General features: G+C 70.0%; 19 protein-coding genes and 6 pseudogenes. 9 read left to right on the top strand and 16 right to left on the bottom strand.

From position 1 onward, the window contains the following. Nucleotides 1-1,515: 1,515 nt before the first annotated feature. From PV342_RS29040 to PV342_RS29025, 4 genes and pseudogenes are all read left to right on the top strand, one after another. A pseudogene (locus PV342_RS29040) lies at nt 1,516-1,718 on the top strand (NADP-dependent oxidoreductase); the annotation flags it as partial. A 110-nt stretch (nt 1,719-1,828) separates the two neighbouring features. Then, nucleotides 1,829-2,290, top strand: a complete 462-nt coding sequence (locus PV342_RS29035; protein ID WP_400805175.1) for a cupin domain-containing protein — start codon at nt 1,829-1,831, stop codon at nt 2,288-2,290. A 129-nt stretch (nt 2,291-2,419) separates the two neighbouring features. Continuing rightward, nucleotides 2,420-2,878: a carboxymuconolactone decarboxylase family protein gene (locus tag PV342_RS29030; protein ID WP_329190608.1), complete on the top strand. Its 459-nt coding sequence runs from the start codon at nt 2,420-2,422 to the stop codon at nt 2,876-2,878. Nucleotides 2,879-3,228: 350 nt separating this feature from the next. Beyond that, entirely contained in the window at nt 3,229-3,441 is a 213-nt protein-coding gene (locus PV342_RS29025) for a hypothetical protein (RefSeq protein WP_386992800.1), read from the top strand. Nucleotides 3,442-3,637: 196 nt separating this feature from the next. Here the strand turns inward: PV342_RS29025 and PV342_RS29020 are convergent, their stop codons facing one another. Together PV342_RS29020 and PV342_RS29015 are read right to left on the bottom strand one after the other, a co-directional pair. After that, entirely contained in the window at nt 3,638-4,354 is a 717-nt protein-coding gene (locus PV342_RS29020) for a PIG-L deacetylase family protein (RefSeq protein ID WP_400805173.1), read from the bottom strand. A 650-nt stretch (nt 4,355-5,004) separates the two neighbouring features. Beyond that, complete coding sequence (locus tag PV342_RS29015; RefSeq protein WP_158689661.1) at nt 5,005-5,250, bottom strand: hypothetical protein; 246 nt, start codon at nt 5,248-5,250, stop codon at nt 5,005-5,007. 257 nt (nt 5,251-5,507) lie between these two features. Between PV342_RS29015 and PV342_RS29010 the strand changes: the two genes are divergently transcribed. The 3 genes and pseudogenes from PV342_RS29010 to PV342_RS29000 all read left to right on the top strand — a co-directional run bounded on the left by PV342_RS29010 (nt 5,508) and on the right by PV342_RS29000 (nt 9,781). Then, nucleotides 5,508-5,633, top strand: coding sequence for a hypothetical protein (locus PV342_RS29010; protein ID WP_386992796.1), 126 nt, complete (start codon nt 5,508-5,510; stop codon nt 5,631-5,633). Between the two features lie 84 nt (nt 5,634-5,717). Next, nucleotides 5,718-5,882 (top strand): annotated as a pseudogene (locus PV342_RS29005) (DinB/UmuC family translesion DNA polymerase); the annotation flags it as partial. Nucleotides 5,883-6,361: 479 nt separating this feature from the next. Next, nucleotides 6,362-9,781 (top strand): WD40 repeat domain-containing serine/threonine protein kinase, encoded by a 3,420-nt coding sequence (locus tag PV342_RS29000; protein WP_500319249.1) that lies wholly within the window; start codon nt 6,362-6,364, stop codon nt 9,779-9,781. A 589-nt stretch (nt 9,782-10,370) separates the two neighbouring features. Here PV342_RS29000 and PV342_RS28995 read toward each other — a convergent pair. Continuing rightward, complete coding sequence (locus tag PV342_RS28995; RefSeq protein WP_400805047.1) at nt 10,371-10,823, bottom strand: GNAT family N-acetyltransferase; 453 nt, start codon at nt 10,821-10,823, stop codon at nt 10,371-10,373. Nucleotides 10,824-10,863: 40 nt separating this feature from the next. Further along, nucleotides 10,864-12,213: an MFS transporter gene (locus PV342_RS28990; RefSeq protein ID WP_500319247.1), complete on the bottom strand. Its 1,350-nt coding sequence runs from the start codon at nt 12,211-12,213 to the stop codon at nt 10,864-10,866. A gap of 155 nt (nt 12,214-12,368) precedes the next feature. Between PV342_RS28990 and PV342_RS28985 the strand changes: the two genes are divergently transcribed. Further along, a complete protein-coding gene (locus PV342_RS28985) occupies nt 12,369-12,977 on the top strand; it encodes a TetR/AcrR family transcriptional regulator (protein WP_500319245.1) in 609 nt (202 codons plus the stop codon). Between the two features lie 128 nt (nt 12,978-13,105). Here PV342_RS28985 and PV342_RS28980 read toward each other — a convergent pair. From PV342_RS28980 to PV342_RS28960, 5 genes and pseudogenes are all read right to left on the bottom strand, one after another. Next, nucleotides 13,106-13,489: pseudogene (locus PV342_RS28980) on the bottom strand (heavy metal translocating P-type ATPase); the annotation flags it as partial. A gap of 246 nt (nt 13,490-13,735) precedes the next feature. After that, a pseudogene (locus PV342_RS28975) lies at nt 13,736-13,813 on the bottom strand (helix-turn-helix domain-containing protein); the annotation flags it as partial. A gap of 59 nt (nt 13,814-13,872) precedes the next feature. Next, nucleotides 13,873-14,400: a YbhB/YbcL family Raf kinase inhibitor-like protein gene (locus PV342_RS28970; protein ID WP_500319243.1), complete on the bottom strand. Its 528-nt coding sequence runs from the start codon at nt 14,398-14,400 to the stop codon at nt 13,873-13,875. A 73-nt stretch (nt 14,401-14,473) separates the two neighbouring features. Then, nucleotides 14,474-14,611 (bottom strand): hypothetical protein, encoded by a 138-nt coding sequence (locus PV342_RS28965; RefSeq protein WP_500319241.1) that lies wholly within the window; start codon nt 14,609-14,611, stop codon nt 14,474-14,476. A 20-nt stretch (nt 14,612-14,631) separates the two neighbouring features. Continuing rightward, nucleotides 14,632-14,814 (bottom strand): annotated as a pseudogene (locus PV342_RS28960) (aldehyde dehydrogenase family protein); the annotation flags it as partial. Between the two features lie 612 nt (nt 14,815-15,426). Here PV342_RS28960 and PV342_RS28955 point away from each other — a divergent pair. Further along, nucleotides 15,427-16,437 (top strand): NAD(P)-dependent alcohol dehydrogenase, encoded by a 1,011-nt coding sequence (locus PV342_RS28955; protein WP_449705982.1) that lies wholly within the window; start codon nt 15,427-15,429, stop codon nt 16,435-16,437. Nucleotides 16,438-16,959: 522 nt separating this feature from the next. Here the strand turns inward: PV342_RS28955 and PV342_RS28950 are convergent. The 7 genes and pseudogenes from PV342_RS28950 to PV342_RS28920 all read right to left on the bottom strand — a co-directional run bounded on the left by PV342_RS28950 (nt 16,960) and on the right by PV342_RS28920 (nt 25,400). Continuing rightward, entirely contained in the window at nt 16,960-19,380 is a 2,421-nt protein-coding gene (locus tag PV342_RS28950; protein ID WP_500319239.1) for a glycoside hydrolase family 95 protein, read from the bottom strand. A 202-nt stretch (nt 19,381-19,582) separates the two neighbouring features. Continuing rightward, nucleotides 19,583-20,644 carry an ABC transporter permease gene (locus PV342_RS28945; RefSeq protein WP_018557521.1) on the bottom strand — a complete coding sequence of 354 codons (1,062 nt, stop codon included), beginning with the start codon at nt 20,642-20,644 and terminating at the stop codon, nt 19,583-19,585. Then, nucleotides 20,637-21,689 (bottom strand): ATP-binding cassette domain-containing protein, encoded by a 1,053-nt coding sequence (locus PV342_RS28940; RefSeq protein WP_500319258.1) that lies wholly within the window; start codon nt 21,687-21,689, stop codon nt 20,637-20,639. Before PV342_RS28940 ends, PV342_RS28945 begins: the two co-directional genes overlap by 8 nt. After that, nucleotides 21,687-22,064: pseudogene (locus tag PV342_RS28935) on the bottom strand (ATP-binding cassette domain-containing protein); the annotation flags it as partial. The gene PV342_RS28940 and the pseudogene PV342_RS28935, both read right to left, overlap by 3 nt. A 101-nt stretch (nt 22,065-22,165) precedes the next feature. Next, entirely contained in the window at nt 22,166-23,236 is a 1,071-nt protein-coding gene (locus PV342_RS28930) for a sugar ABC transporter substrate-binding protein (protein ID WP_400805032.1), read from the bottom strand. Nucleotides 23,237-23,340: 104 nt separating this feature from the next. After that, entirely contained in the window at nt 23,341-24,096 is a 756-nt protein-coding gene (locus PV342_RS28925; protein ID WP_400805031.1) for an SDR family NAD(P)-dependent oxidoreductase, read from the bottom strand. Continuing rightward, a complete protein-coding gene (locus PV342_RS28920) occupies nt 24,093-25,400 on the bottom strand; it encodes an enolase C-terminal domain-like protein (protein WP_500319237.1) in 1,308 nt (435 codons plus the stop codon). Before PV342_RS28920 ends, PV342_RS28925 begins: the two co-directional genes overlap by 4 nt. Nucleotides 25,401-25,622: the final 222 nt, after the last annotated feature.

The raw sequence follows: 25,622 nt of genomic DNA, 5'->3' as shown, positions 1-25,622 counted from the left end.
ACACCGACCAACGTCAGGTGAACTGGCAGTTCACCACCCACGACGCACGCACCAAACTCCGCCACCTATACCCCACACATTAGCTGCGACAGTCTACTAATGCACCTGACCGCACCCGATGTGACGTGTCGCCACCCGTGGAAGGCCCACCAATTCCATTCGCGCCAACGCTCCATGGCTAAGGTGGCGTCACTATCGAGTCAAGTCAGCGGTTCGCCTTGGAACTCCGGTGCCTGACGGCTCGAACCGGCGCGGTCCGGCCCCGACGCGACTGTCGCCAACATCCGTGCCTCCCCCACGCCAGCGGGCGGTCGGACCCGCCGGACGGCGAATGGGAAGAGCCCGGAGGCCCATCAGGCGATTTCCCGACGCCCGTGACAACTTCGGCCACAACAAGGGCGAACCGGGAGGGAGGGGAGGGCACCGTCCGCATCGGCGGATGAATCCGGCCGGTGCGTCGCAGTCGCGCGACGTCCTGGTGCGTTACCGCCGTGACAGTCGAAGCTCACGAAGATCCCTCTTCTTGTCCGAATGGACGTGCGAAGGTGCGGAGGCCTCTTGAGCCTGACGATCTGACGGCTGTCAGACGGGCAGCTGACAGCCGTCAGGGAAGCGGAGCCCCCGAAGGCGCCGCATCGGCCCGTCCCGACACCTGCGAGAGGCCGCCGCCGAGGTCGTCCACGGACTGCAGGACCACGTGGTGGCAGGTGCGGCCCACTCTGCTGTCCGCCCGGTCCGCCGCACGGAACAACCACGGTGTGGCCCTTGGCCTGCTGCGAAGCACGCCGTCAACCGACGCCCCGACCTGCAGATCACCTTCGCCGACGCCCTGAGCCACTGCGAGACCCCACCTTCCGAACCGCCAATGAGGTTCGTTCCTGTCTTCGTGCGCGGTGATTCGGCACATCGGATTTCGGGTCTCGTTCGAAGCTCAAGCCCGATGATCGGCAGGCCAACACCGCATCGAGGAGCCTACGCATCACCGCATCGCCGGACATGAGTCATATGACCTGTCTGCTGCGGGGCAGCTACCGTCATGTTTCCCTCGGTGAACGGGCTCGTTGTGGCCCTGGAGCCTCGCCGAAGCAATGGGAGGGGCGGAGGACGCGGCGGGCGACGGGAAGAATCCGGGGCACCGAGGTGCTGGGGACGGGCGAAGTCCGACAGCTGCCGTCGGCTTTCCGCGCGCCACACACGGGCTGCTGGACCCGGACGTCGTCCTCGAGGAAGTGGGCCCTGCACACCAAGGTGATCGGCCGAGACCGGCACGACGGCTTCCCCTTTCCAAATGGCCCAAGATCTTCTCCTAGAAGTGGCCTACGCAAAGGAGCCGCCTGTGGGCCTACAGTCGAAGACGTGTCCACCGCTTCCGGCCACGAGCTGCCCGCTCGCTTGGCCCCGTGGTGGACTCGGCGCTGGAGCATTCGGTGAGCAAGCGGTCCGTTGCCTGACGGAGATGTTCACCTTCGGCCCCGCGTCTCAGCCTTCACACCGCACCCAGCGAGGATCTGCGCAATGCGAGCCATCACCGTCCGTGACCATGACACCTGGGTCGCGGGACTGCCCCTGGCGGACATGCCCTACCCCGACGCCGCCGACAACGACGTCATCGGTCAGGTGCACGCCGCGGGGTTCACCTCGGGAAAACTCGACCGGTCGGCGACCTGGTGAACCGTGCCGGCCGCGACCGGATGCCGAGCGTGCCGGGTCGCGAACTGCCCGTCGGAGCGGTGCGCCCTCTGTCCGTCATCCCCTCGCCCGCAACCGGCGCACGCGCGGCAAAACGATCATCCGCGTCTCGGAAGACCGAATCAGGAGACCCATCGTGATGGACATACGAATCGCCGGTGGGCTGCTCGCCGTCGCCGCGCTGATTACGGCCACGGCCTGCTCGACCTCCGACGAGCCCGCCACTGCCAAGGTGGCGGCGACGGTCACGGCATCGACACGCCCCTCAGAAACCTTCAAGCCGCTGCTTCAGCAGGCGCTTCCGAACGTGAAGGGCAAGACGTTCACCTCGGCGATCGTCGACTTGCCGCCCAACGCCAGCGCGCTTCCGCACCGGCACGGCCAGGCGTTCGTCTACGCCTACGTCCTCGAAGGCACCGTTCGCAGCCAGCTCGACAGCAAGCCCGTGAGCACCTACCACCAAGGCGAGAACTGGGTCGAGCAACCGGGCGCCCACCACGTCCTCACGCAGAACACCAGCCGGACCGAGCACGCCAAGCTTCTGGTCGTCTTCGTCTCCGACACCGGAGACAAGCTCAAGCTCGACGATCCGAAGTCGTAGCCGGAGGACACAGCGGGCGGCGACGCTCCGCACCAACACTCTGCCTCCTGCCGGAACTCATACCACCACCCATCAATACGCGTCCCACGACGTACACCGCACACGCCACACGAAGGAATCGAACGAACCGTGACCAACACCCAGCGGGTCAACCTCGGCAAGCAGCACCCGGCCGCCTACAAGACTCTCATCGCCCTGTCGTCAGAGGTGGAAGAGGCTGCCGCCGCAGCGGGACTCGACCCGCTCCTGGTCGAGCTGTTGAGGATCCGAACCTCTCAGATCAACGGCTGCGCGTTCTGCCTGCGCATGCACACCGGCGACGCCCTCAAGAAGGGCGAGAACCCCGACCGGATCGCCGTGCTGCCCGCATGGGAAGAGACCGGCTACTTCTCCGAGACCGACCGTGCCGCCCTCCGCCTGACCGAGGCGATCACCCTCGTGCCGGACGGACATGTCCGCGACGAGGACTACGACGCCGCAGCGGCCGTACTCACCGCAGACCAGATCTCGGTCGTCGCCTGGCTGGCAACGGTGATGAACGCCTTCAACCGCGTCGCGATCACCAGCCGCTACCCCGTCGGCAACTGATTCCCAAGGTGCTACGGCGGTCACGATCGGGGGCGCGTCCCCGACCGTGACCGCCCTGGCGCCCGCCGTCGGCACCCTCATCACCATCGCGACTGGCCCCCGTCCTCCCGAGGACGGACGGGCCGTCTCTTCGTCGCCGAACCCGACCGCGCACTCACCGGGATCCCCCGCTCCGGTCCGCTCCGGCGCACGCACGCCCCCTCGGGAGGGGCTCTGAGGAGTGCGCGCAACGTCCGCCCGTCGCTGTTCTGCGACCAGAAAGGGAACGCGGCCAGCAGGGCAAGGGGCCCGCCAGGCGCCGCCCCGAAAGACCCACACCGGGTCGATGACGTGGCCCCGCGCAGGTGACGATGCCCGCCTACCTCGTACGCCACCGCGGCGGTCAAAGCGGCGACATCCGGATCACCGACCCCGCCCTCACCCTCACCCTTGAAGGGGACTGGGCCGTCTCGGCCGACAACAGCGGTCCCGTCATGGTGATCCCCGCCGAGCTCACCGCCAGCATCGAACGGCTCGATCCTGACGACGCACCTGACCAGCCGGACGCCGGCCCGCCGTCATGAGGAGCCCGATGGTCCGACCACACCCTTGCCGCCGAGGACTGGGGCATCCACGGCCCTACCCTCACCCCAACGCCGAAACCGTCAGCGCCTTCCCCGACGACGTTCCAGAGGTCGAGACCCTCTCCCACGACGCAGCAGCCGCCCTCTCCTTCTGATGGTCCCCGGCTGAGGCGGGCGGGGCCGGCCACCCCTGCCGCTACCGCGGGTAGAGCTGGAACGCCACCGCCGGACGGTCTCCGAAGCGCCGCGCCGCGATCTCCAGGCTGCGGCCGACGACTTCGCGCGCGTAGTCGGCCGGTTCCTGGTCAGTGAGCGCCCGGATGTACGCCTGGTGCTCGGCGAGGGAGGCGACGGCCCGCTCGACGTCGGTGTCGCCGACCTCTACCGCGTGCGTGGGGTACGGCGATCCCGCGACCGCCACCCAGCGCACGCCGCCCCAGGGTTCCAGCCCCTCGTCTTGGGCGAGTTCGGGGAAGATCCACCGGTTGCCCGCGTCGCCCGCCGCGTCGAGGGCGGCTCGGCCGACGGCCCGGTGGTCCGGGGTGTTCCAGACCGTGCCGCCCCAGGTGTCGTGGTGGGACAGCGTGATCAGCAGCTCGGGGCGGTACCGGCGGATCGCGGCGGCGATCTCGCGGCGCAGGGCCGGACTCTCCTCGACGACGCCGTCGCGGTGATTTAGGAACTCCACGGCCTTCACGCCGACCACCCCGGCACTGGCGCGCTGCTCGGCCTCCCGTATTCGCGCCGCGTCCTCCGGGTGCACGCCGTCGATGCCGGCCTCGCCGCGCGTCACGAGCAGGTAGCTGATCTCGCGGCCGGCCTCCGTCCAGCGGCCGATGGCCGCGGCGGCACCGTACTCCAGGTCGTCGGGATGAGCGACGACGGCGAGCGCCCGCTGCCAGTCCTCGGGCATGCGGTCGAGGTGCTGCTCGGACACGGTACTGCCTCCCTGCGGCCTGAATGGGCGTTCGACGCCATGATCATGGCACGCCCTCCGTCGCCCCCTGCTGCGGCCCCCGGCCGTCGCTGCCCCGTGCCACCGCGTCGTGGCAGGCGCGTCGCCCGGAGGCTTTGCGCCGCATTTACCGCCGGGGCCCGTACGGTGTCGTACGGCCCCGGCGGCCTTGATGCCGTCCGCCATGGTGTCGATCAGCGCGTACGCCTCCGACCAGAACTCCGTGCCCGCCTTGTCCGCGTTCGTCGTGGCCCGCAGGGTCCGCGCGGGCTCGACGAGTGCCTGCATCTGGTCCCAGTACGCGTTCGGCTCCGGCTTGGGGCAACCGCCGTCCTCGTCGAACGCCGTGACCGCACCCTGGAACGCCTCGGTCGCTTTCCGCGCTCACGTCCGGCGGCTTCGCGGCCGGCGTACCTGCGTCAGCCGAAAGCGACGAACAGGTCTGCAGAGGCTCGTGCATGAAGGTGGCCTGAAGGACTCGCCCAGCGCGTTGTCCGCGCTGGGCACCGTCACCGCGGAGCGATCCGCTTATGGCTCCGGCCCTGATCCGCCGGACCGTGCCTCGTCAGTGAGTACGGTCACGAGCACTTGTGCTCGCGGGCCATCGTTTACGGGCAGGAACCAGCCTTCTGCGCGATGATGTACGCCTGCGACGGATTCTCGATCTTGACGTAGACCGGCGTGCTGGAGTTCGACCGGTCGTAGGTCATGGTCCACCTCTTCGTCAAAAGCGGGAACTCGTTCAGGAACTCGACCTTGTAGCAGTAGCCCGCGTCGACACGGAAGGCGTCCCAGTCCTGACCGCTCGGAGTCCGCTCCGTCGGGTAGATCCACTTCGTGGAACTGAGACTCACGCAGCCCGTGCTGGCGGTAGCCGTCGTCCCGGTCGAGCAGGTCCAGTTTTGGACGGCGAGGACTCCGAGGTGGCTGCCGTTGGTGAACTCGGAGCAGCCCGTGACAGTGCACGAGCCGCCCGCCTGGGCAGTCGACACCGAGCCGAGAAGCGCAAGGGAGGTGACCGCCAACGTGGTGGCGGTTCTCCGGCCCAGCTCGACAGCCTTTTCCTTGATCAAAATGACTCCCAACTAACGTCCGTGGAGCGGTCGTTGGCATGATGAATGCGATCGTTCTTGAGGCACAAGGCTTTGCGCGCTTTTCGCCGACGGATGACCTGATCGAGACTCTTGGCGGCGACCTCGAGTTCAACGCAAGTGGAATCGGCGGCCCACCGCCGTAGCGTCCTGCACAGCGCCGACACCCGCGACGCGCCTCGCAACTCGGGGCCGACCCCAAGCCCAAGCAGTCCCGCGCATCCCGGCGGCGCAGCGTGTCGCGGTCCCGTACCCTCGCCGAGCGGAGCGCGTTCACCGACGACCTGCGGGACGCGGCGATCGCGGTCTTCGAACGTCTCGGACCCAAGCGGGCCCGGGTACGCGGAGTCTCGGTCCGCGCCGAGCACCTGGTGGGCGCAGCAGGCGCACCGCAGCAGCTCAGCCTCGACCCCGGCCGGGAGGTCAGCCGAGGTGGCTCCTGCGCCCCTCCGGGAGCGCAGGAGGGAGCCGGCCAATACTGCGTGGGCATGACCCGACGGCCGCCGTGCACCGGAAAGGCGCGACAGCTACATCCTCAGGCCGGTGCCGACGAGCCCATCTGTCAGCGCGCTACCGAGCCGGCCTCGTCGACCCCTGCCGCAAGCACCTGCGCGAACGCCGGGCCGAGGACCCCGCCGTCCCCGTCAAGCACCCCGAATGTGAGACAGAGCCGTTTGCCGTGCACACCCGCCGGGGGTCACTCCGGCCGTAAGTATCTGTCGCGAGCCGAGTGCGACCCCACAGTGGATCTGCATCATCGACACCAGGACCGACAGCGACACATACTGATCCTCGTTCAAGTCTGACCACGGGGTCTTCTGCGTCCATGCCCTCCAGGACAGCGACTCTGCCGCCACCACGAGGGGGAATCGCAGTGAACGCACCTACGTCGTCGGCCGTTGGGGCGACCGGCGAGACCATCGACGGCCGGTACCGGGTGATCGGCGAGCTCGGCCGGGGCGGGATGGGCGTCGTGCACCGCGTACGGCATCTCGCCTGGGGCATCGACATGGCGGTGAAGAGTTCACGGCCCGAGCTGTTCCGGAGCCCCGGCGATCAGGAGCTGTTCGTCAGGGAGGCCGAGACGTGGGTGTCCCTCGGACTCCATCCGAACGTCTGCGCCTGCCATTACGTACGGGTGATCGACGGTGTCCCCCGCGTGTTCGCCGAGTACGTCGACGGCGGCAGCCTGGCCGACTGGATCCGCGACGGGCGGCTCTACGCCGGGGATGCGCGACAGGCCCTCGCCCGTGTGCTCGACACGGCAGTCCAAGCGGCCCGTGGGCTCGAGCACGCCCATGGCAGAGATGTGGTGCACCAGGACGTGAAGCCGGCCAACGTGCTGCTCGACCGCACGGGGGCCGCGAAGATCACCGACTTCGGTCTCGCCCGGTCCAAGGCCACCACGGCCCTGACTGACCTCCAACTGGGCCCGGGTGTCAGCGCGCTGGTGCCATCCGGCGGCATGACGGTCGGCTACGCGTCGCCGGAGCAGCTCGCGGGGGAGCCGGTCGGGCGGCGCAGCGATGTGTACAGTTTTGCGGTCTCGGTCCTGGAGATGTTCACCGGCGGTGTCCACTGGGCGGCTGGTTCGGTAGCGGGTCTCGCACTGGAGGAATATCTGGCCGACCCCTCGAATCCGGTCGTGGCGCCGCCGGAAGTCGCCCACCTGCTCCGGCGCTGCCTGCGGCGGCACCCGGCCCACCGGCCGGCCTCGATGGCGGACATCGCGGACGTACTGACCGGGATATACGAGCAGGCGATCGGCTCGGCGTACCCGCGTCCCACGCCCCAGGCCGCCGATCTGCGCGCCGACGAGCTCAACAACCGTGGCCTGTCGCTCCTCGACCTGGACCGGGCCGGCGACGCCGAGCAGGCCTTCGGCCAGGCGCTCGCGGTCGACCCGCACCACATCGGGGCCGTGTACAACGGTGGCCTGTTCAGGTGGCGTACGGGGGCGATCACCGATGAAGAACTCGTCTCCCGGCTGCGGGCGATCCCGCGCGGGTCCGGCGCGTCCTCCTGGCAGGTGCAGCTGTTCCTGGCCCGGGTTCACCTCGAACGCGGCGACCTGGCGGCGGCACGCGACCTGCTCCACGCCCTCGCGCGCGAACGGCCCGACGACACCGACGTTCGGGCGGCCCTGCGGGTGGCGGCCTCAGGAACCGTGGCCGATGCCCGCCACACCGGCACCCGCGAGTTTGGCGAACCATTCGCGGTGCCGTTCGCGCCGGTGGAACTGCTGGCCCGGCACAAGGTGATGGGCTACCTGCCGATCCGGTTCACTCCGGACGCACGCCTCGCGCTGAGCGGCCACTGGGACGGCGTGCTCCGTCTGTGGGACACGGCGACCCGCACACAACGGTTGGCGGTCGAGGGCCACCGCACGCAGGTGCTCGGCGTCGACCTCACCCCTGACGGCTCGTACGCACTGTCCACGAGCCGCGACGGCACGGTGCAGTTCTGGGATCTCAGGGCGGGAAGGTGTACCCGCACCATCCGCTCCGCCGCACGCGACACGGGGTGCCCGGTCAGGTTGAGTGCCGACGGGCGCGTCGGTGTGTGGCAGGGCGTGGACGGGCGCGTCCAGATCTGGGAACCGCGAACCGGGACCTGCCGGTGGTCGCTCGGGGCGGCACTCAAGGACGGCGCCCTGGACGGCTCGCAGTACGAGGTGAGCGCCGACGGGCGCCATGTCCTCACCGCCGAGGAGGACGGGGCGCGGCTATGGAGCGTGGCCGATGGCCGGTGCCGGGTGCTGGCCACCGGCTCGGCGACGCATGCGCTGTGCTTCAGTCCCGACGGGCGGATGGTAGCGGTGGCCGGCAAGGACCGGGTGATCCGGTTGTGGGATGTGGCGGAGGGTCGGCAGGTCCGTAAGTTGCGTACGTTGACGGGGCTGACCGCCGCAGCCGGTCACCTGGCCTTCGGCAACAGTGGGCGGCTGCTGATGTCCGGAACGGCCGGCGATCACACCGTTCAGATCTGGGAGCTGGGCAGCGGCCGGTGCCTGCGGACCTTCACCGCCCACGCGTACGGTATGCACCACGTCGGATTCCCGGACAGCCACGACCGTTTCGGCTGCTCTGTCGGCGGCCATCCCGAACTGCCCATGCATCGTTGGCGGTTGCCCGAGACCGAATACGCCGCCGAGCCGCACGTGATCCAGCCGCGCGAGTACGCAGAGGTCAACCGGCTCGGCGAACTGGCCGAGGAACTGCTCGCCGACGCACGCCAAGCGATGTCGAACGGCCGACACCGGTCAGCCCTCGGCCTGCTGACCCGCGCGCGAGAGATACCGGGATACGAGCGCGCGCCCCAGGTCCTGGCCGCCTGGCACGATCTGGGCCGCTCGGCGCGCCACATACGGCTGCGCTCCGCCTGGTCGCGGCCACTGGACGCCGGCCACCTCTCCTTCGGCGCCATCACGGCTATCGGTGTCGCCGCGGGTGTCCGGCTCGCCGTCAGCGGGCAGAGCGATGGCACCGTACGGATCTGGGATCTGGACAGCGGCGCGTGCACGCTCGTCCTCGACGATCACCCGGGCAGGGTGGGCGGGGTGGCGTTGAGCGACGACGGCCAGTACGTCCTGTGCGAGGGCACCAAGCCGCTCGCGATCATCCGGCGGCGACTGGCGGACGGCGAGTGCCGTCGGCTCACTCCGGACTGGGACATGAGGCGGACCATCAGGTTCACCGGCGACGGAAGGTACGCCTGGCTCGGCGGCGGCGACGGTGTCCTTCGCCGATGGGACCTGGACGACGACCGCTGCGTCGCGACGATCAGCCGGAACGGCCCGGTCAACGCGATCTCCACGTCCGCGGACGGACGGCTCGCGGCGGTCGGGGACACCAACGGTGTGGTCCGGCTCCGGGATCTCGACACCGGAGCCTGCCTGCGGACCTGGACCGGCCCTCGGGAACCGATCCTGTCGGCGTGCCTGAGCGCCGACGGCCGACTGGCCATGTCCACACACCAGGTCATGTCCTCGGGCGCCGGGGACGAACCGATCCGGCTGTGGGAGGCCGGTGCCGAACGCTCCGTACGCCAGTTCGCGGGGCACGAGGGCTGGGTCTTCGCCGTGCGGTTCACACCCGACGCCCGGTTCGCCTTCTCAGCGGGCCGCGACATACGGATGTGGGAGGTCGCCACCGGCCGGTGCCTGCACGTGCTCGAAGGGCACCAACAATATGTCCGACACCTCGAACTCACTCCCGACCTACGCAACTTGGTCTCGGCGGGAGACGACGGCATCCGGCTCTGGGACCTCGACTGGGAGCTGGCGGCCGACTGAGCGGAGCGGGACGCGTACTGTCCGACACAGCCGACAGGACGCTCACGTTCATCGCCTCATCCTTCCGAAGCGTTCGCCCTCCCCCACAACCCACGCCGCCCGCCAACCGGATACCAGTCGGCAAAGTGCTCATCTGTGAATAACTCGTCCAACCGGTCACGCACCCACACGGCCGCCGTGCCCCGCGGATTACCCGGCCGCGCCATCCGCACCGTCAACGGCAGAATCACCCGCCCCGTTCTCTGTCAAGTTCTTCTGCGCAACCCGGCGGTGCTGCAAGGCCCATGGGCATGGCGGCGGTCACGCTTCAGACCGCGGCCTGCAAGACCGAGCGGTACGACCGGCCGGCCCCGCGCTGTGGTGAACGCCGGGACGATGAAGACGGCGGCCCGTTCGAGAAGGAGCACGAGCGGCAGCAGGGCCCGTCCCGCCGGTGTGGATGATCAGCAGGAACCCGCCAACCACTGCCGGTCTTCCCCTGCGGCCTTCAGGCCGTTGTGCAGGCCACGCCGGGCTGCTCCGCGAGAGCCCCGTGTCAAGGCACGCCGCTGTACAGCCAGTCCTTGGCGGTGTGCCTTGCGCTTGCGCCCTACGGCTTCGGCTGTGCTCTTCTGGGGGCAACAGCATTGCCTACCACCCGGTACATGCCGATGGAGTCGTGGGTGGCGGTGTCGGCGAAGCCGAACTTTTCGTAGAGGTGGCGGGCGGGGCCGTCCGCGATCAGCGAGACGTAGGCGGTTGCGGGGGCCCGACGCTCCAGTTCGTCGGTGAGCGCGGCCATGATGCGCATGCCGAGGCCGCGTCCTTGGTGTTCGGGGTGAACGCATATGTCGACGATCTGGAACGCGGTGCCGCCGTCACCGATGATGCGGCCCATGCCGATGGGTTGCCCCTCGTGGTGGACGAGCACGCCGTACCAGGTGTTGGGCAGGGCAAGCGCAACCGCCTCGGGGGCTTTCTCGGAGAGCCCGGCCTCAGTGCGCAGTCGGCGGAAGACCTCGACGGAGGGCACACCGGGGATCACCTCGTATGAGTCGTACACGCCGGTCTCTTTTCTGGTGCGGGCCGGTGTCGGCTTTGGCCTACTTGGTCTTTGCTGGGATCAGCCACAGGGCGACGACGGCGGAGGCTGCGGCCATGCCCGTGGCGGCGAGAAACGCGTTGTCGAATCCTGAGACGGCTTGGGCAATACCCGCCTGGACGGCAATGCTCGTGGCAGCGGCGGTGGAGGCGGCCGCGGCTCCGACCGAAGCGCCGAACTCGTGGAAGGTGCTGACGATGCCTGACGCGACCCCGGCCTCGTGGGGTGCGACGCCGGAAAGTGCGGTGGTGGAGGCGACGACGAACAGGGCGCCCAGTCCCGCCGCCGCGACGCTCACGCCGGTGACCATAGCGGTGGTTCCGGACCAGAGCACCGGTACGAGGAATCCGGCCGCTGCCACGGCCATGGCGGCCACAGCCAGCAGTCGTGCTCCCATCCGGCCGATCAGGGTGCCAGAGACGGTGGCGGCGGCCATGGTCAGCAGCGCCACCGGCAGGAACAGCACACCGGTCATCAGGGCGCTGTGGCCTTGGCCCTCCTGGAGGTAGAAGGAGCCGAGGAAGAAGACCCCCACCATCAGCGCGGTGGCGACGGCGATCACGAAAATGCCCGCCACGACCGGGCGCCGGCCGAGCAGGCGCAGGTCCATCAGCGGTGCGGCCGCCCGGCGTTGCCAGGCGGCGAAGGCAGCGTAGGCGGCTGCTGCGGCGGAAACTAGGGCGATGGTGGCGGCGTTGACCCAGCCGTGGTCGCCCGCGCGAATGAGGGCGTAGATGAGGGCGCCGGTCGCGGCGGCCACCAGGGCGGCGCCGGGTATGTCGAGCGAGCCGGCGGCCGCGCGCGGCAGGTGGGGCAGGATCCAGGCGAGCAGGACGAAGACGATCACGCCGACGGGGACGTTGACGAAGAAGACCCAGGCCCAGCCAGGGCCTGCGGTGATCAGCCCGCCCACCAGCACGCCGAGGGCGGCGCCCCCGCCACCGAGTGCCGACCAGATGCCCAGCGCGCGGTTGCGTTCGTCGCCGTCGAACAGCCGCACCACCACGGACAGAGCGGCAGGCGACAGCATCGCGGCGCCCGCCCCCTGCGCGATCCGGGCGGTGAGCAGCAGCGGGGCGCCGGTGGCGAGTCCGGCGGCCAGGGATGCGGCGGTGAAGACGGCAAGGCCGGCCAAAACGACCCGCTTGGGGCCGAACAGGTCGGCGGCCCGGCCGCCGAGCAGCATCAGGCTGCCGAAGGTGAGGGCGTACCCGCTGACCACCCAGGTCAGTGCCGCGCGGTCCAGGCCGAGTTCGGCGCCCATGTGAGGAAGTGCGATCGCGACGACGGTGATGTCGAGGATCAGCATCAACTGGGCCATTCCCAGCAGCCCCAGAGCTGGCCACCGCATCGGATGCGGTGTCTGCGATGCGCTGTGGGTGGTTGTTTCCGTGTCGCTCATGACGCTCAACCCCTCTTCACTAAACCGTACAGCGATGTTCAGGTTATACACGCGGGGCGTGCAATCCAAACAGGATTGTTCGAGTTCTGGGGTACGGTGAGCGCATGGGCAGCAAGAGCACCACCAAGCGCGCCGACGCTCTGCGCAGCATCGAGGCGATCGTGCAGGCAGCGACCGAATGCCTCGGGCGGAACCCGGACGCGAGCCTGAGTGAGATCGCGCGGGCCGCGGGTGTGGGCCGGGTGACGCTGTACGCGCACTTCACCTCCCGGGCGGAGGTCGTCGATGCGGCGATGAGCCGCGCCCTCGACCGAGGCAACGAGGTACTGGACGCGGTCGACCTGACCGGTGATCCACTGCTCGCCCTGGAGCGCTACATCGATGCAGGCTGGCACCTGGTGGACCAGGCTCAGGCACTACTCACCGCCGCCCAACGCGAGCTTCCCGCGGGACGCATCCGGGAGTTGCACGCCGGGCCCGCCGCCCGGGTCGAGGCGCTGGTTGCCCGCGGACGGGCCGAGGGGGCCTTTCGTACGGACCTGCCCATCGCATGGCTGGTCAATGTCCTGCAAGCGGTCATGCACAGCGCGACGGAAGAGATCCGCGCCGGCCGTCTGAACCCCGACCGTGCGGCCGAGCACATCACGGCCACGGCGCTCGCCGCCTTCACACCGCCGGGCACCCCGGTACCCGAGCCCCGCAGCGGGGCATGACACCGGCAGCCCCCGCGAAGAGCTCACCGGCGGGTCCTGCCGGAACAGCCCCGGATGGCATCCCGCATGCATCTGGATGTGCATTCCGGACGGCTGTAGTCACCCCGCCGCTTGCCACCCCTCGTCCTCCCGGCCTTGGCCTCGGCTCCCTTCGCCACGGCATGGGCGATCGGGTGCTCGTAGGCGTGCTCGAGCGCGCCCGCCAGCCGCAGGACGTCGGCCTCGTCCACGCCGTCCGCGGTGTGGACGGCCAGCAGCCTCATTTGCCCGGGGTGACGGTGTCGGTCTTGTACAAGACGATGGTGTCGACCTTGCGGGTGGTCTCCAGGACTTCGGGGCCCTTGATGAGGATGCCCAGGTGGGCGCCGCGGCCGGTGCCGACCATCAGCGCGGTGGGCGTGGCAAGGCCGAGCGCGCAGGGGCAGGCGACGATCAGCACGGCGCGGCGGCGGTGAAGGCGGCGGTCAGGCCTGCGCCGTGCCGAGCCAGAAGCCGAGGGTGGCCAGGGCCAGGGTGGCACCGACCACGGTGGCGCCCTCGGCGGCGAGCGCCCTGGACCACTGGCCGGCGCCGCATCCTAGTTCGAGGACGCGCTTGCCAGTGACGTCGCCCAGGGCGTGCAGGTGCACGCCGGGGATGGAGTACATGCCCCACAGCCGGGGTGCGGCGCCGATTTGCGCGTCCTGCTTGTGCTGGGCGGAGCAGTAGTTCTTCGACTGCTCTGCGCCCTTGGCCAACTATTAATCGGGCTGAAGAGGATTCGGCCCGAAATGGTCGATCGCCCGGTCAGCGGCCGACCGCGACACCCCGAACCGCGGGGCGAGTTGCCGCGTGGTGGTCTGGGCATCGTATGCAACGAGCACCGGAACCTACCGAGGCCGGACGTCCAGCCCGCTCAGCGCTCGAAGGTGCCGTACATGGTCGCTCGCGCGATCGCGTGCGTATAGAGCTGGAAGTCCATCATGGCGGGGGCCGTCGTCTCGGACACGTCCAGCTTTTCCACGTCGACGGCGTGCACCACCAAGAAGTAGCGGTCCGGGCCGTTGCCCGGAGGTGTCGCCGGACCGAGGTACCTTCGGTAACCGGCGTCGTTGGGCAGCGTCACCGCGCCGCCCGGCAGCGCGCTTCCGTCTCCTGCCCCGGCCGGCAGGTCGGTCACGGAGACGGGGAGGTTGGCCACGGCCCAGTGCCAGAAGCCCGAGGCGGTGGGCACGTCGGGGTCGAACATCGCGACCGTGAAACTGCGGGTCTCCTCGGGGAAGCCGGACCAGCTCAGCTGCGGTGAGACGTCCGATCCGCCCGCTCCCAGGATGCCGCTCACGTGCTCGCGCGCCAGTTGCTCCCCGTTCGCCAGGGACTGGGAGCTCAGCGCGAAGCCCGGGATCGGCGGCATGAAGTCGTAAGGTGCATACGGCTTGATCATGACGATCCCTCGCTTTCGCCGCCTTCGACGTGCCGTCCGCGCTTTCGCCGACCCAGACCGTCTTGGCGTTCGCTCACTCGCGCATGCCCGGATCCGACACCTCACGCCCGTACCCGCTGCGCTTCGCCCCGCCGACGGGGACCTCCGGGTAGCCGGCCGTACTGCCGTTGGTGCGGGCCCTACCCCACTGCACATCGCGTACGAACAGCACCCGGTCCGCCTCGTCCTCGCTTACAGGTGGGCGTCGGTGATCTGAAGAGCCTCCTCCAGCCAGGAGACTGTCCACACCTGGGCCACCAGGCCGGAGACCTCCTCGCGGAACATCTGCATGTCGGTCGTGTTGTCCGTCAGCGTCGTCGGCGGACGGAACCAGCCGGGGCGGTCCGGACGCTTGCCGCCCACCGACACCGTGACCCCTTGCTCACGGCATCATCCGCGTGAGCCTCCACGTCATACGGGGCCGACTCGGTAGACCGGTAGGCCGATGTCGGGCGCCTCGTCCATCGGATACTCCACGACCAGCCGACTGTCACCACATCGGCGCCGAAGACAGACACGGCGGTACGGGCACGCTGCACACGCACCGATACCGCCGCGCAACCACGTGTCCGACGTGGCACTCCCACCCACCAACCGTACGATCCGGCGGCGGAGTCAGCTACTGGGTGACCCGGCGAGCGGCTCAGCGGGTGAGCCCGGGCGTGGCAGGAGGGGCGCTTGTGACCCACGTGCCTTCTGTGGCGACCAGTACATCCCGTGCAGTGCGGTCAGCGGACGACTTCGTGCACACGCGGCAGCGATCTCCCTCGCCCTCCCCCGACTCGGGATGCGCCGCGACGGTATGGGCAGGACCCTGAAGAGGTTGGAAGCGGAGCGGCGGCCGTGCCGGCCGGCGAGGCATCCGTACCCTGTCACGCTGCACCGGCTCGCACGGCTGCTTGCCGGCGAAAGCGAGGCACCCCTATGCAGATGCAAGCAGCTCGGATGCACGGATACAAAGAGCCCCTGCGAATCGAAGAAGTCCCCATGCCCGACCCGGGCCCGGACGAGATCCTGCTGAAGGTCGCCGCGACCGGCATGTGTCGCAGCGACTACCAACTCCTCAACGGCTACTTCGAGGGCCCGTTCCCCGTGGACCTCCCCTACATCCCCGGCCACGAGGTCACCGGCCGGGTGGCCGGCCTGGGCAGCGCCGTACCGAAGTCGGTGGGGTACTCCGAGGGCGACATGGTCGTGGTCAACCCCAGCTGGGGCGACGGCACATGCCGCCAGTGCCGGGAGGGCAACGAACAGCTGTGCAGCGGCAACGGCAGGTGGGTGGGCTTCGGACCTCCCGGAGGCTTCGCCGAGTACATGGCCGTGGAATGCCGCCACGCGATCCCCGTATCGGAGAACGCGGCAAAGTCACCTGAACTTCTCGCCCCGATGACCGACGCGGGCATGACCCCGTACCGCGGGATGCGCAAGCTCCGGGACACCGGCAAGCTCGGCCCCGGCCGCATCGTCGCCGTCACGGGCATCGGAGGCCTGGGCAGCTACGCCGTCCAGTACGCGAAGCTCCTCGGCGGCGGAGCGACCGTGGTGGCCCTCGCCCGCAAGGACGGCAAGCTGGACGTGGCGAAGGAGAACGGCGCCGACCACGGGATCAACGTCCGCGACAAGTCCACCGAAGCCATCCAGGACGAACTGGAACAGCTCACCGGCCGCAGGACGATCGACGCCATCCTCGACTGCGTCGGCAGCAACGCGTCCATCTCGATGGGGTTCGACCTGCTCGGCCCCGAGGGCGTGTTGGCGGCCGTCGGCCTCATGAGCCACCACGTCGAACACAGGCAGTTCCCCTTCGTGGGGACGGAGCTGACCTACATGGGCTCCTTCTGGGGCAACCACCTGGACCTGGTCGAGGTGCTCTCCCTCGCCGAAGCCGGACTCGTCAAGCACAACGTCACCAAAGTCAGGCTCGAGGACATCAACGACAACCTGGAGGCCCTCGGACGCGGCGACGTCGTCGGACGCCAGGTCATCGTCTTCGAGTGACGACCGCACGGTAGACGAGGCCGACGACAGGGCTTCCGTCGGCCGCAGAGATATGTGCTCGCCGCACGGGCCGGCCAGGCGGCGAGCAGAGCGCGCCCTCGCCTGCGCACGCCTCGATCCAGGGCGTGGGGCGTGCGACCTGGTCGCGTGGCCGTCTCGGTGGCGGCGTGCGAGCTACCGGGTCGACGGCCACCCGGAAGCACGCCGACGGCCGCGAGTTCGCACGCCTCCTGTTGTGGCCCGCGCTGCCGGACGAACGGCGGCAGACCGTTCGAGGTGCGGGCGCCGGCAACAGACGTGAGCCCCTTCGCGAAGCAACTCCGCGAAGGGGCCGTGGTCCGTGTCCGCCGTGGCCAGGGGCCGCACGACCTCTTCACGGAATACGAGTCGTTCGAGCGGGGACGACAGCCCCAGGTGCAGGTGCGGGTGACAGCCCCGACGTGGGATCCAGCCCCTCGCCGCTGGTGCGCCGCCCGTGCCGGCTCCCGTCGGGAGGCCCTGCGCGGGCGGCGCCCCGCGGTGTCAGCGCGGCGTGATCACGTAGTCGCCGCCTGCCGTGGCCTCGAAGACGGCGAGAGTGCTCTCCGGACGTTCCACAGCGAACTGAGCAGGGGGGCCGGTGCGGTGCACCGCGACCGGGGCCGCGGTGCGCAGCCGGACGGTGCCGCCGTGCCCCGCCCTCAGGCGGGCACGGGACAGCACGCCGTCGCGCCAGGTGAGATCGACCGTGAGGCCCCCGCGGGCGAGCAGGCCGGTGACGCGGCCCTGCGGGAGCTCCGGCGGCAGTGCGGGCAGCAGATGGACCTCGTCGGCGTGGGACTGGAGCAGCCACTCGGTCACACCCGCGGTGGCGCCGAAATTGCCGTCGATCTGGAACGGCGGGTGGAGGTCGAACAGGTTCGGCGCGGTGCGGTCGGGCGTGAGCAGGTCGGTGAGGAGCTTGTAGGAGCGGGCGCCGTCCTCCGCACGCGCCCAAAAGTTGATCTTCCAGGCGAGGGACCAGCCGGTGCCGGCGTCCCCGCGCATCTCCAGCGTTTTCAGGGCGGCCTGGAACAGCTCCGGTGTACCACGCTTGGTGATCTGGTTGCTGGGGTGCAGGCCGTACAGGTGGGAGACGTGGCGGTGCTGGCGCTCCGGGGCTCCCGCGTCCCAGTCCTGCTGCCACTCCTGCAGCTGTCCCAAGGCGCCGATCCTCATGGGCGGCAACTGGGCCCTGGCCGCCCGCGCCCGGTCGGCGTACGGGCTCGTGACGCCGAGGGCGTCGCAGGCCGCGAGGTAGCCGTCGAAGAGGTCGCGCAGGATCTGGTTGTCCATGGTCGGGCCCGCGCACACCGACACGCCGCCGTGGTGGGCGTTCTCGGGCGACACCGACGGGCAGGTGACCAGGTGTCCCGTGCCGGGGTCGGGAACGAGTGAGTCGAGGAAGAAGCGGACCGCTCCTTCGACCACGGGCAGGCGGCGGAGCAGGGCTTCGCGGTCACCGGTGAAGCGGTAGTGCTCCCATACGGAGTTCGCCAGCCAGGCGCCGCCGGTGGGCCACATTCCCCAGAACGCGCCGTCGACGGGCGCGGTCCCGCGCCAGGCGTCGGTGTTGTGGTGGGCCACCCAGCCGTCCGCGCCGTACTGCACCCGTGCGGTCCTCTGGCCGGCCTGTGCCAGGTCGTCGAGGAGCACGAAGATCGGCTCCCAGCACTCCAGGAGGTTGGTGGTGGGCGCGGGCCAGTAGTTCATCTCCGTATTGATGTTGATCGTGTACTTGGCGTCCCAGGGCGGTGAGAGCTGGTCGTTCCAGATGCCCTGGAGGTTCGCGGGCTGGGTGCCCGGGCGGGAGGAGGCGATGAGCAGGTAGCGGCCGTACTGGTAGTGCAGGGTGACCAGTTGCGGGTCGTCCGCCTCGGTGAAGGCGGCGACCCGCCGGTCGGTCGGCGCGTCGGCCGCCTCCGTGGTGCCGAGGTCGAGCGTGACCCGGCGGAAGAGCGCACGGTGGTCGGACTCGTGCCGGGAGCGCAGCCGCCCGTACGGAGTGCCGGCGGCGGCGTTCAGCGGGCGCTCGGCGCGGGCACGGTGGTCGCCGGAGGCGTCCCGGTAGTCGTTGTAGCTGGTGCCGACGGACACCAGCAGGGTCACCGCGTCGGCCCCGGTCACCGCGAGCGTGCCGTTCTCGCTGCGTACGGTGCCGCCCTCGGCGTGGGCGCGGACCAGGGCGCGGAAGCGGACCTGGCCGGTGACGCCCTCGCGGGTCTGCCCGGTCCCTTCCAGCGCGGCGGTCATCGGGTCCGGGGACTCCGTCAGGGACTGCTGGGGGCTGTCGAAGGCCGCGGTGAAGGAGAGACCGCCGCGGGTGCCGGCGGTGAGCCGAACCACGATCACCTGGTCGGGGTGGCTGGCGAAGACCTCCCGCCGGTACGCGACTCCGCCGCGCGTGTACGTCGTGGTCGCGACCGCTGTCTCGAGGTCCAGATCCCGCCGGTAGCCGCTGACCTCGCCCGTGCCGGGGATCGTCAGCCGCAGGTTGCCCACGGTCTGGTACATCAGCTCGCCGACCGGGATGCCCATGAAGGAGGAGTTGATCAGGTTCTGGGCGGAGTTCCATTCCCCGGCGAAGACCCTGCGCCGGATCTCCGCGAGGTTGGCCAGGCCCTGGGGGTTGGCGGGTTCGTACGGGCCCCCGGCCCACAGCGTGTCCTCGTTGAGCTGGAGCTGTTCGGTCTCCACGCCACCGAACACCATGGCGCCGAGGCGGCCGTTGCCGAGCGGCAACGCCTCCAGCCACTGCCCGGCGGGCTTGTCGTACCACAGAGTGAGGGGGGAGGGCTTGCCGGGGGGAGCGCCCGGCGCGTCCGGGGCGGGCTGCGGGGCCGCGGTTGCTTCGGCGGCCGGGAGGCCGGCGGCGAGCGCGGTGGACGCGGCTGCGGAGGCGACGAGGAACTCTCTTCGTTCCATGGGTGTGCCAATCCATTCTGTCGCGGGTGTGGGCCGGTCATGGGAGGGCGCGTGCCCCCGGTGGTGCGAGCGCGGCTGTACGCGCGGGCGGCAGAGCCGCCGCCCGCGCTGGTCGTCCTCGGCCGGAGAACGGACCCGGTCCTCGCGAAGGCCTGTGGTCCCGGCTCGGTCGTCGTCCGGTCCGGCCGGACGACGACACGGCCTAGTCCTGGACCTTGCCCCCGGTGATGCGGGACAGCGCCAGGGCGATGAGGATGATCGTGCCGTTGAGGGCGCCGATCCACTGTGCGGGGACGCCGCCGAGGGTGAGGACGTTCTGGATCATGAACAGGAGCAGGATGCCGGTGAAGGCGCCGAACATGGTTCCCTTGCCGCCGTTGAGGCTGATACCGCCGATGACCGCGGCGGCGAAGACGGTGAAGATGTAGCCGTTGCCCTGGGCGGAGGCCACCGAGGCCAGGCGCCCCGACAGGAGCAGGCCGCTGAGCGCGGCGAGAACGCTGGCGCCCACGATGACGGTCCACAGCACCCGGTCGGTGCGGATGCCCGCGGCCTTGGCCGCGTCGACGTTGCCGCCGATCGCGTACAGCGAGCGGCCGAAGCTGGTGAAGCCGAGCACCACGATCCCGACGGCGAAAAGGATCAGGCAGATCCACACCGAGGCGGGCATGCCGGCCCACTGGGCGGTGCCGAGGTAGAGCATCGACGGTGGCAGCTGAAAGAAGGTCTGGCCGCCGGAGATGCCGGTGAGGACGCCGCGCAGCACGATCAGCATGCCGAGCGTCACGATGAAGCCGTTGAGCCCGAACCGGATGATGAACAGGGCGTTGACCACACCGATCAGCAGGCCGACCGCCAGGGTGACGGGCACGGACCATCCGCCGGGCAGCAGACCGAGGCCGTGCGTGGCGCCCGCGGGGACGGTGAGCCAGGCCGCGACGCCGGGGGCGATCCCGACGGTGGACTCCAGGGAGAGGTCCATCTTCTTGACGATCAGCACCAGAGTCTGGGCGAGGACCAGGAGTGCGATCTCGGACATGGTCTGCAGGACGTTGATGAGGTTGTCGGCCTGCAGGAACACCGGGTTGACGAGCTGTCCGACGATCGCCATGACGATGATCGCGGGAACAAGCGCCAGGTCGCGCAGCCGCGCGAAGGCGATCCTGCGTTCCCCTCCTCCCCCGGTGGCCGGCGGCTCGCTCGCGGTGTCCGGCCGCCCGCCGTCCGGGCTCTTCGCGGAGGCCGCGGTCGCGCTCTCAGACATCGAGGTCCACTCCTTCCATCGCGGCCACGAGCTCGTGGTCGTGCCAGTCACCGGCCTTCTCGGCCACGACGCGCCCCTGGAACATCACCAGGACCCGGTCGCAGGTACGCAGGTCGTCGAGTTCGTCGGAGGCGATGAGCACCCCGGTGCCGGACTCGGCGATCTCCTCGACCTTGCCGAGGAGGAACTCCTTGGACCGCACGTCGACGCCGGCGGTCGGATTGATCAGCACCAGCAGTTTCGGGTCGTTGGCCATGGCCCGTGCCATGACGACCTTCTGCTGGTTGCCTCCGGAGAGCCCGGCGACGGGCAGCTGGGGCCCCGGTGTCTTGATCGCCAGCTTTTCGATCATGGAGCGTGCGTAGGCGTCGCGGCGGCGGCCGTCGATGAGCCCGCGTGGGCCCAGACGCTCGGGGATGGTCAGGGTCCCGTTGTCCGCGATGGACATCTCCGGCACGAGGCCTTGTTGGTGGCGGTCCTGCGGGACGAAACCCACCCCTGCCCGCAGGGCCGCCGGTACGCTGCCCGGCCGTGGGCGCACCCCCGCGATCCGCACCGTTCCCGTGTCGGCGGCCCGCAGTCCGACGACCGTCTCCGCGACCTCGGTACGGCCGCTGCCCGCCGCGCCGGCGAGACCGACGATCTCCCCGCCGCGGATCCGGAAGGACACGTCGTGGTAGGCGCCCTCGACGGCGGAGCCTTCCATCGCAAGCACCGTCGGGGACCCGGCGGCGACGGGGCGGCGGGATGGCCCGCCGCCCTTGGCGGCGCCCTCGCCCGTCATGGCGGCCACCAGTTCGGCACGGGGCAGTTCGGCCACGGGAGCGGTGAGGATGTGCCGGGCGTCGCGGAACACCGTCACCGTGTCGCAGATCTCGTAGACCTCCTGCAGGTGGTGGCTGATGAACAGGAAGGTGATTCCCTGCTGCTGGAGGTCCCGGATCCGGGCGAACAGCCGGTTGATGGCGGCTCCGTCCAGCTGTGCGGTCGGCTCGTCGAGGATGATGAAGCGTGCGCCGAACGACAGCGCCCGGGCGATCTCCACGAACTGCCGTTGCTCGATGTCGAGTTCCCCGGCGAGGGTGCGCACGTCCACGTCGACCGACCAGGTCCGCAGGACCTCCCGGGCCCTGGCGCGGACCGTCCGCCAGCTGATCAGGCCGCCCCGGCCGCGACCGTGCCGGTTCAGGAAGAGGTTCTCCGCGACCGTCAGCTGGGGGATGATGGTGGACTTCTGGTAGACACAGGCCACCCGCTGCCGCCACGCGTCCCGTTCGGCGAGCCGGGGAGCCGGCTGGCCACCGAAGGTCACCGATCCCTCGTCCGGTGCCTGGAGTCCGGTGAGGACGGAGACCAGGGTGGACTTGCCCGCCCCGTTGCGCCCCACGAGCGCGTGCGTCTCGCCGGGCCTGATCGTGATCCCGGCGTCGTGCAGTGCGACCGTGGGCCCGAACCGCTTCGTTATCCCCGTCGCCTGGGCGACGGGGGGAGCCGTAACCATGCTGTGCATCGCCCTTCCGGTCAGCCGAGGTTGTTGCCCCACAGGGAGGAGTCGTCGCTCTTGAGGCTGGGAACCCCGCCGTACGTGCCGCCGTCCGCGGTGACGAGCGGGGCGGAGAGCTGGTCCTCCAGCACACCGTCGCGCACCTGGATGATCGTGCTGTCGTGGTCGGTCTTGCCGGGCTTGAACGTCTTCCCGTCGATCGCCGCCTTGAGGTAGTAGAGCGCGTACTTGGCGTAGAGGTCGGCGGGCTGGGAGACGGTGGCGTCGATCTTCCCCTCGCCGATGTTCTTGAGTTCCTCGGGGATCCCGTCGTTGGAGACGATGAACACGTGCTTCTTGTCCTCCGGACCCACCAGCAGGTTCTTCTGCTTCAGCACCTGGAGGGTGCCGGCGAGCGCGAAACTGGACTGCATGTACACACCCTTGATGTCGGGGTGCGCGGTCAGGTCGGTCTGGAGCTTCTGAGCGGCCAGCGCCCCGTCCCAGTTGGTCGCCTCACCGAAGACCCTGATGGCGGGGTAGTTCTTCTTCATGCACGCGTTGAAGGCCTCGGTGCGGTCGCGGCCGTTGATCGAGGCGAGGTCGCCCTGGAGCATGACGACCTTGCCCTTGCCGCCCAGCTTGGTGCCGAGGAACTGGCAGGCCTTCTCGCCGTAGGCACGGTTGTCGGCGCGGACCACCATGTAGACCTTGCCGGTGTCCGGCCGGGTGTCCACCGTGACGACCGGGATCTTCTTCGCGTCCATCTGCGCCAGCGTGGGCGCGATGGCCGCGGTGTCCTGGGGTGCCATCGCGACGCCCTTCACGCCCTGGCTGATGAAGGTCTGCGCGTTGGCGGTGAGCTTGGCGACGTCGTTCTGCGAGTTGGTGGTCTTCAGTTCCAGCCCGAGCTCCTTCGCGGACTCCGGCGTGTACTTGATGTACGAGTTCCAGAAGTCGGTGTCGGAGCGCGGGTAGTCGACCCCGATCACCGTCGAACCGCCGCTCGCGCCCGGCGCTGGTCCGGAGCCGCCGCAGGCGGTGAGTGCGAGGACGGTCAGGGCGCCGAGGCCGGCGAAGCATGCGTGCCGGGTGAATCTGAGCTTCATTGCTCGTTCTCCTTGCCGGTGGGTCGCGAGGACGTGTCGGATGCCGGGCGCCGGCGGGTGTGGGGGCGGTGCCGGCGCGGCGAGTCGGGGGAAGCGGGCCGTGGTCAGGTACGCGGGCGGATCCGCAGGCCTTCCATGCCGCCGTCGACGGCGAGGGCGGTGCCGGTGGTGGAGCCCGACGACGGGCTCGCGAGGTGGGCGACGGCAGCGGCGACCTCGTCCGCGGTGACGAGGCGGCCCATGGGCTGACGTGCGCGGAGGGCCGCGCGTTCGGCTTCGGGGTCGGCCGCGCGGGCGAGCAGGCGGCCGATCCACGGTGTGTCGGCGGTACCGGGGTTGACGCAGTTCACGCGGATGCCGGAGCGCACAAGGTCGGCGGCGGTCGCCCGGGTCAGGGCGAGCACGGCGCCCTTCGTCGCGGAGTACAGCGCCCTGTCGGGCAGCCCGGCGGTGGCGGCCACGGAACAGGTGTTGACGACGGCCGCGCTGCCGGAACGGCGCAGATGGGGCAGCGCCGCGCGGGTCACCCTGACCATGCCGAGGACGTTGACGTCGAAGACCCGGTGCCACTCGTCGTCGGTGTTGTCCTCGATCGTGCCCTGGGCGCCGATCCCGGCGTTGTTGACCAGGACGTCGATGCCGTCGAGCCGCCGCGCGGCCTCTTCGACGGCCGCCCGGACGCTCGCGTCGTCGGCGACGTCCGCGCTGATCCCGATGAGCGGTTCGGGAACCTCAGGCGTGAGGTCGAGGCAGGCGACGCGGGCCCCACGGACCGCCAGCAGACGGGCGGTGGCGAGGCCTATACCGGAGGCGCCGCCGGTCACCACGGCCTTCAGGCCCGCGAACTCGGGCGCGCTCATCTGCCGGTCTCCCCCCTCCACACGGGGCCGTCGGGGTAGCGGTGGTCCTCCCGCGACCGCGAGTGCAGTTCGGCGCTGATGCCGGGAGCCAGGGGCGCGAGGTAGCGGCCGTCGCGGATGCGCACCGGGTCGGTGAAGTGCTCGTGCAGGTGGTCGACGTACTCGATCACCCGGTCCTCGGTGGTGCCGGAGACGGCCACGTAGTCGAACATCGCCAGGTGCTGGACCATCTCGCACAGCCCGACCCCGCCGGCGTGCGGGCAGACCGGGACGCCGAACTTGGCGGCCAGCAGGAGGATGGCGACGTTCTCGGTGACTCCCGCGGTGCGGCTGGCGTCGAGCTGCAGCACGTCGAGCGCGCCCGCCTGGAGCAGTTGCTTGAACATCACCTGGTTGTGGGTGTGTTCGCCGGTGGCCACCTTGACCGGCGCCAGCGCCCTGCGGATGGCGGCGTGGCCGAGGATGTCGTCCGGCGAGGTCGGCTCCTCGATCCAGTACGGGTCGTAGCGCACGAGTGACGCCATCCAGTCGATGGCCTGCTGGACCCCCCACGCCTGGTTGGCGTCGACGGCGATCCTGACATCCGGGCCGACCGCTTCGCGCGCGAGCCGCATGCGGCGTTCGTCCGCCTCGCGATCGGCGCCGACTTTCAGCTTGATCTGGCCGAAGCCCTCGGCGACCGCCTCCTTGGACAGCCGCACCAGCTTCTCGTCGTCGTATCCGAGCCAGCCGGGGGTCGTGGTGTACGCCGGGTAGCCGTGCTCCAGCAGGCGCGCGGTGCGCTCGGCGCGGCCGGGCTCGGCGCGGCGCAGGATCTCCAGGGCCTCGTCACGGGTGAGGGCGTCCTGGAGGTAGCGGAAGTCGACCAGGTCGACCAGTTGCTCCGGGGAGAGTTCGGCCAGCAGCCGCCAGACCGGCTTTCCGGTGCGGCGCCCGTACAGGTCCCAGACCGCGTTGACGATGGCCGCGGCGGCCATGTGGATGGCCCCCTTCTCCGGGCCGAGCCAGCGCAGCTGGCTGTCGCCGGTCAGGCGCCGCGAGAAGCCGCCCAGGTCGGCGAGCACCTCCGCCACCGGCAGTCCCACCACCAGCGGGGCCAAGGCCCGTACGGCGGCGACCTCCACGTCGTTGCCGCGGCCGACGGTGAAGGCGAGCCCGTACCCCTCGTCCCCGGCGCTGGTACGGATGGTCACATAGGCGGCCGAGTAGTCGGGCTCGGGGTTCATGGCGTCGGAGCCGTCGAGTTCGCGCGAGGTCGGGAACCGTACGTCCACCGCCTCGACCGCGGTGATCAGGTCAGGCATGGCTTCCGGCACTTCCGGCTCGGAGGCTCCGGTGCTGTCCCGGCATCATCGCAACCACCCATCCTCATGTGTCAACGAGATGTCCATACAGCCACAGCAGGGCTCGGACATTGGATGGATTTATAGGGTCGACCCGTCCCGGTGTCCATACCCCCGGAAGGCAAAGGTTTCAGGCACACCATCTGACCAGCCAATAGCTGGTGCACTTGGATCTGGACCCAA

It is taken from the genome of Streptomyces sp. PA03-3a, assembly GCF_033792735.1.
GTDB lineage: Bacteria > Actinomycetota > Actinomycetes > Streptomycetales > Streptomycetaceae > Actinacidiphila.
This window is presented reverse-complemented; position numbering and strand designations above follow the sequence as displayed.

What these genes read in the sequence shown, in the direction of transcription:
- PV342_RS29035 (WP_400805175.1), top strand. Translation starts at nt 1,829, where the DNA reads ATGGACATACGAATCGCCGGTGGGCTGCTCGCCGTCGCCGCGCTGATT.
- PV342_RS29025 (WP_386992800.1), top strand. Translation starts at nt 3,229, where the DNA reads ATGCCCGCCTACCTCGTACGCCACCGCGGCGGTCAAAGCGGCGACATC.
- PV342_RS29020 (WP_400805173.1), bottom strand. Translation starts at nt 4,354, where the DNA reads ATGCCCGAGGACTGGCAGCGGGCGCTCGCCGTCGTCGCTCATCCCGAC.
- PV342_RS29010 (WP_386992796.1), top strand. Translation starts at nt 5,508, where the DNA reads ATGATGAATGCGATCGTTCTTGAGGCACAAGGCTTTGCGCGCTTTTCG.
- PV342_RS28990 (WP_500319247.1), bottom strand. Translation starts at nt 12,213, where the DNA reads ATGCGGTGGCCAGCTCTGGGGCTGCTGGGAATGGCCCAGTTGATGCTG.
- PV342_RS28985 (WP_500319245.1), top strand. Translation starts at nt 12,369, where the DNA reads ATGGGCAGCAAGAGCACCACCAAGCGCGCCGACGCTCTGCGCAGCATC.
- PV342_RS28970 (WP_500319243.1), bottom strand. Translation starts at nt 14,400, where the DNA reads ATGATCAAGCCGTATGCACCTTACGACTTCATGCCGCCGATCCCGGGC.
- PV342_RS28955 (WP_449705982.1), top strand. Translation starts at nt 15,427, where the DNA reads ATGCCCGACCCGGGCCCGGACGAGATCCTGCTGAAGGTCGCCGCGACC.
- PV342_RS28950 (WP_500319239.1), bottom strand. Translation starts at nt 19,380, where the DNA reads ATGGAACGAAGAGAGTTCCTCGTCGCCTCCGCAGCCGCGTCCACCGCG.
- PV342_RS28945 (WP_018557521.1), bottom strand. Translation starts at nt 20,644, where the DNA reads ATGTCTGAGAGCGCGACCGCGGCCTCCGCGAAGAGCCCGGACGGCGGG.
- PV342_RS28930 (WP_400805032.1), bottom strand. Translation starts at nt 23,236, where the DNA reads ATGAAGCTCAGATTCACCCGGCACGCATGCTTCGCCGGCCTCGGCGCC.
- PV342_RS28925 (WP_400805031.1), bottom strand. Translation starts at nt 24,096, where the DNA reads ATGAGCGCGCCCGAGTTCGCGGGCCTGAAGGCCGTGGTGACCGGCGGC.
- PV342_RS28920 (WP_500319237.1), bottom strand. Translation starts at nt 25,400, where the DNA reads ATGCCTGACCTGATCACCGCGGTCGAGGCGGTGGACGTACGGTTCCCG.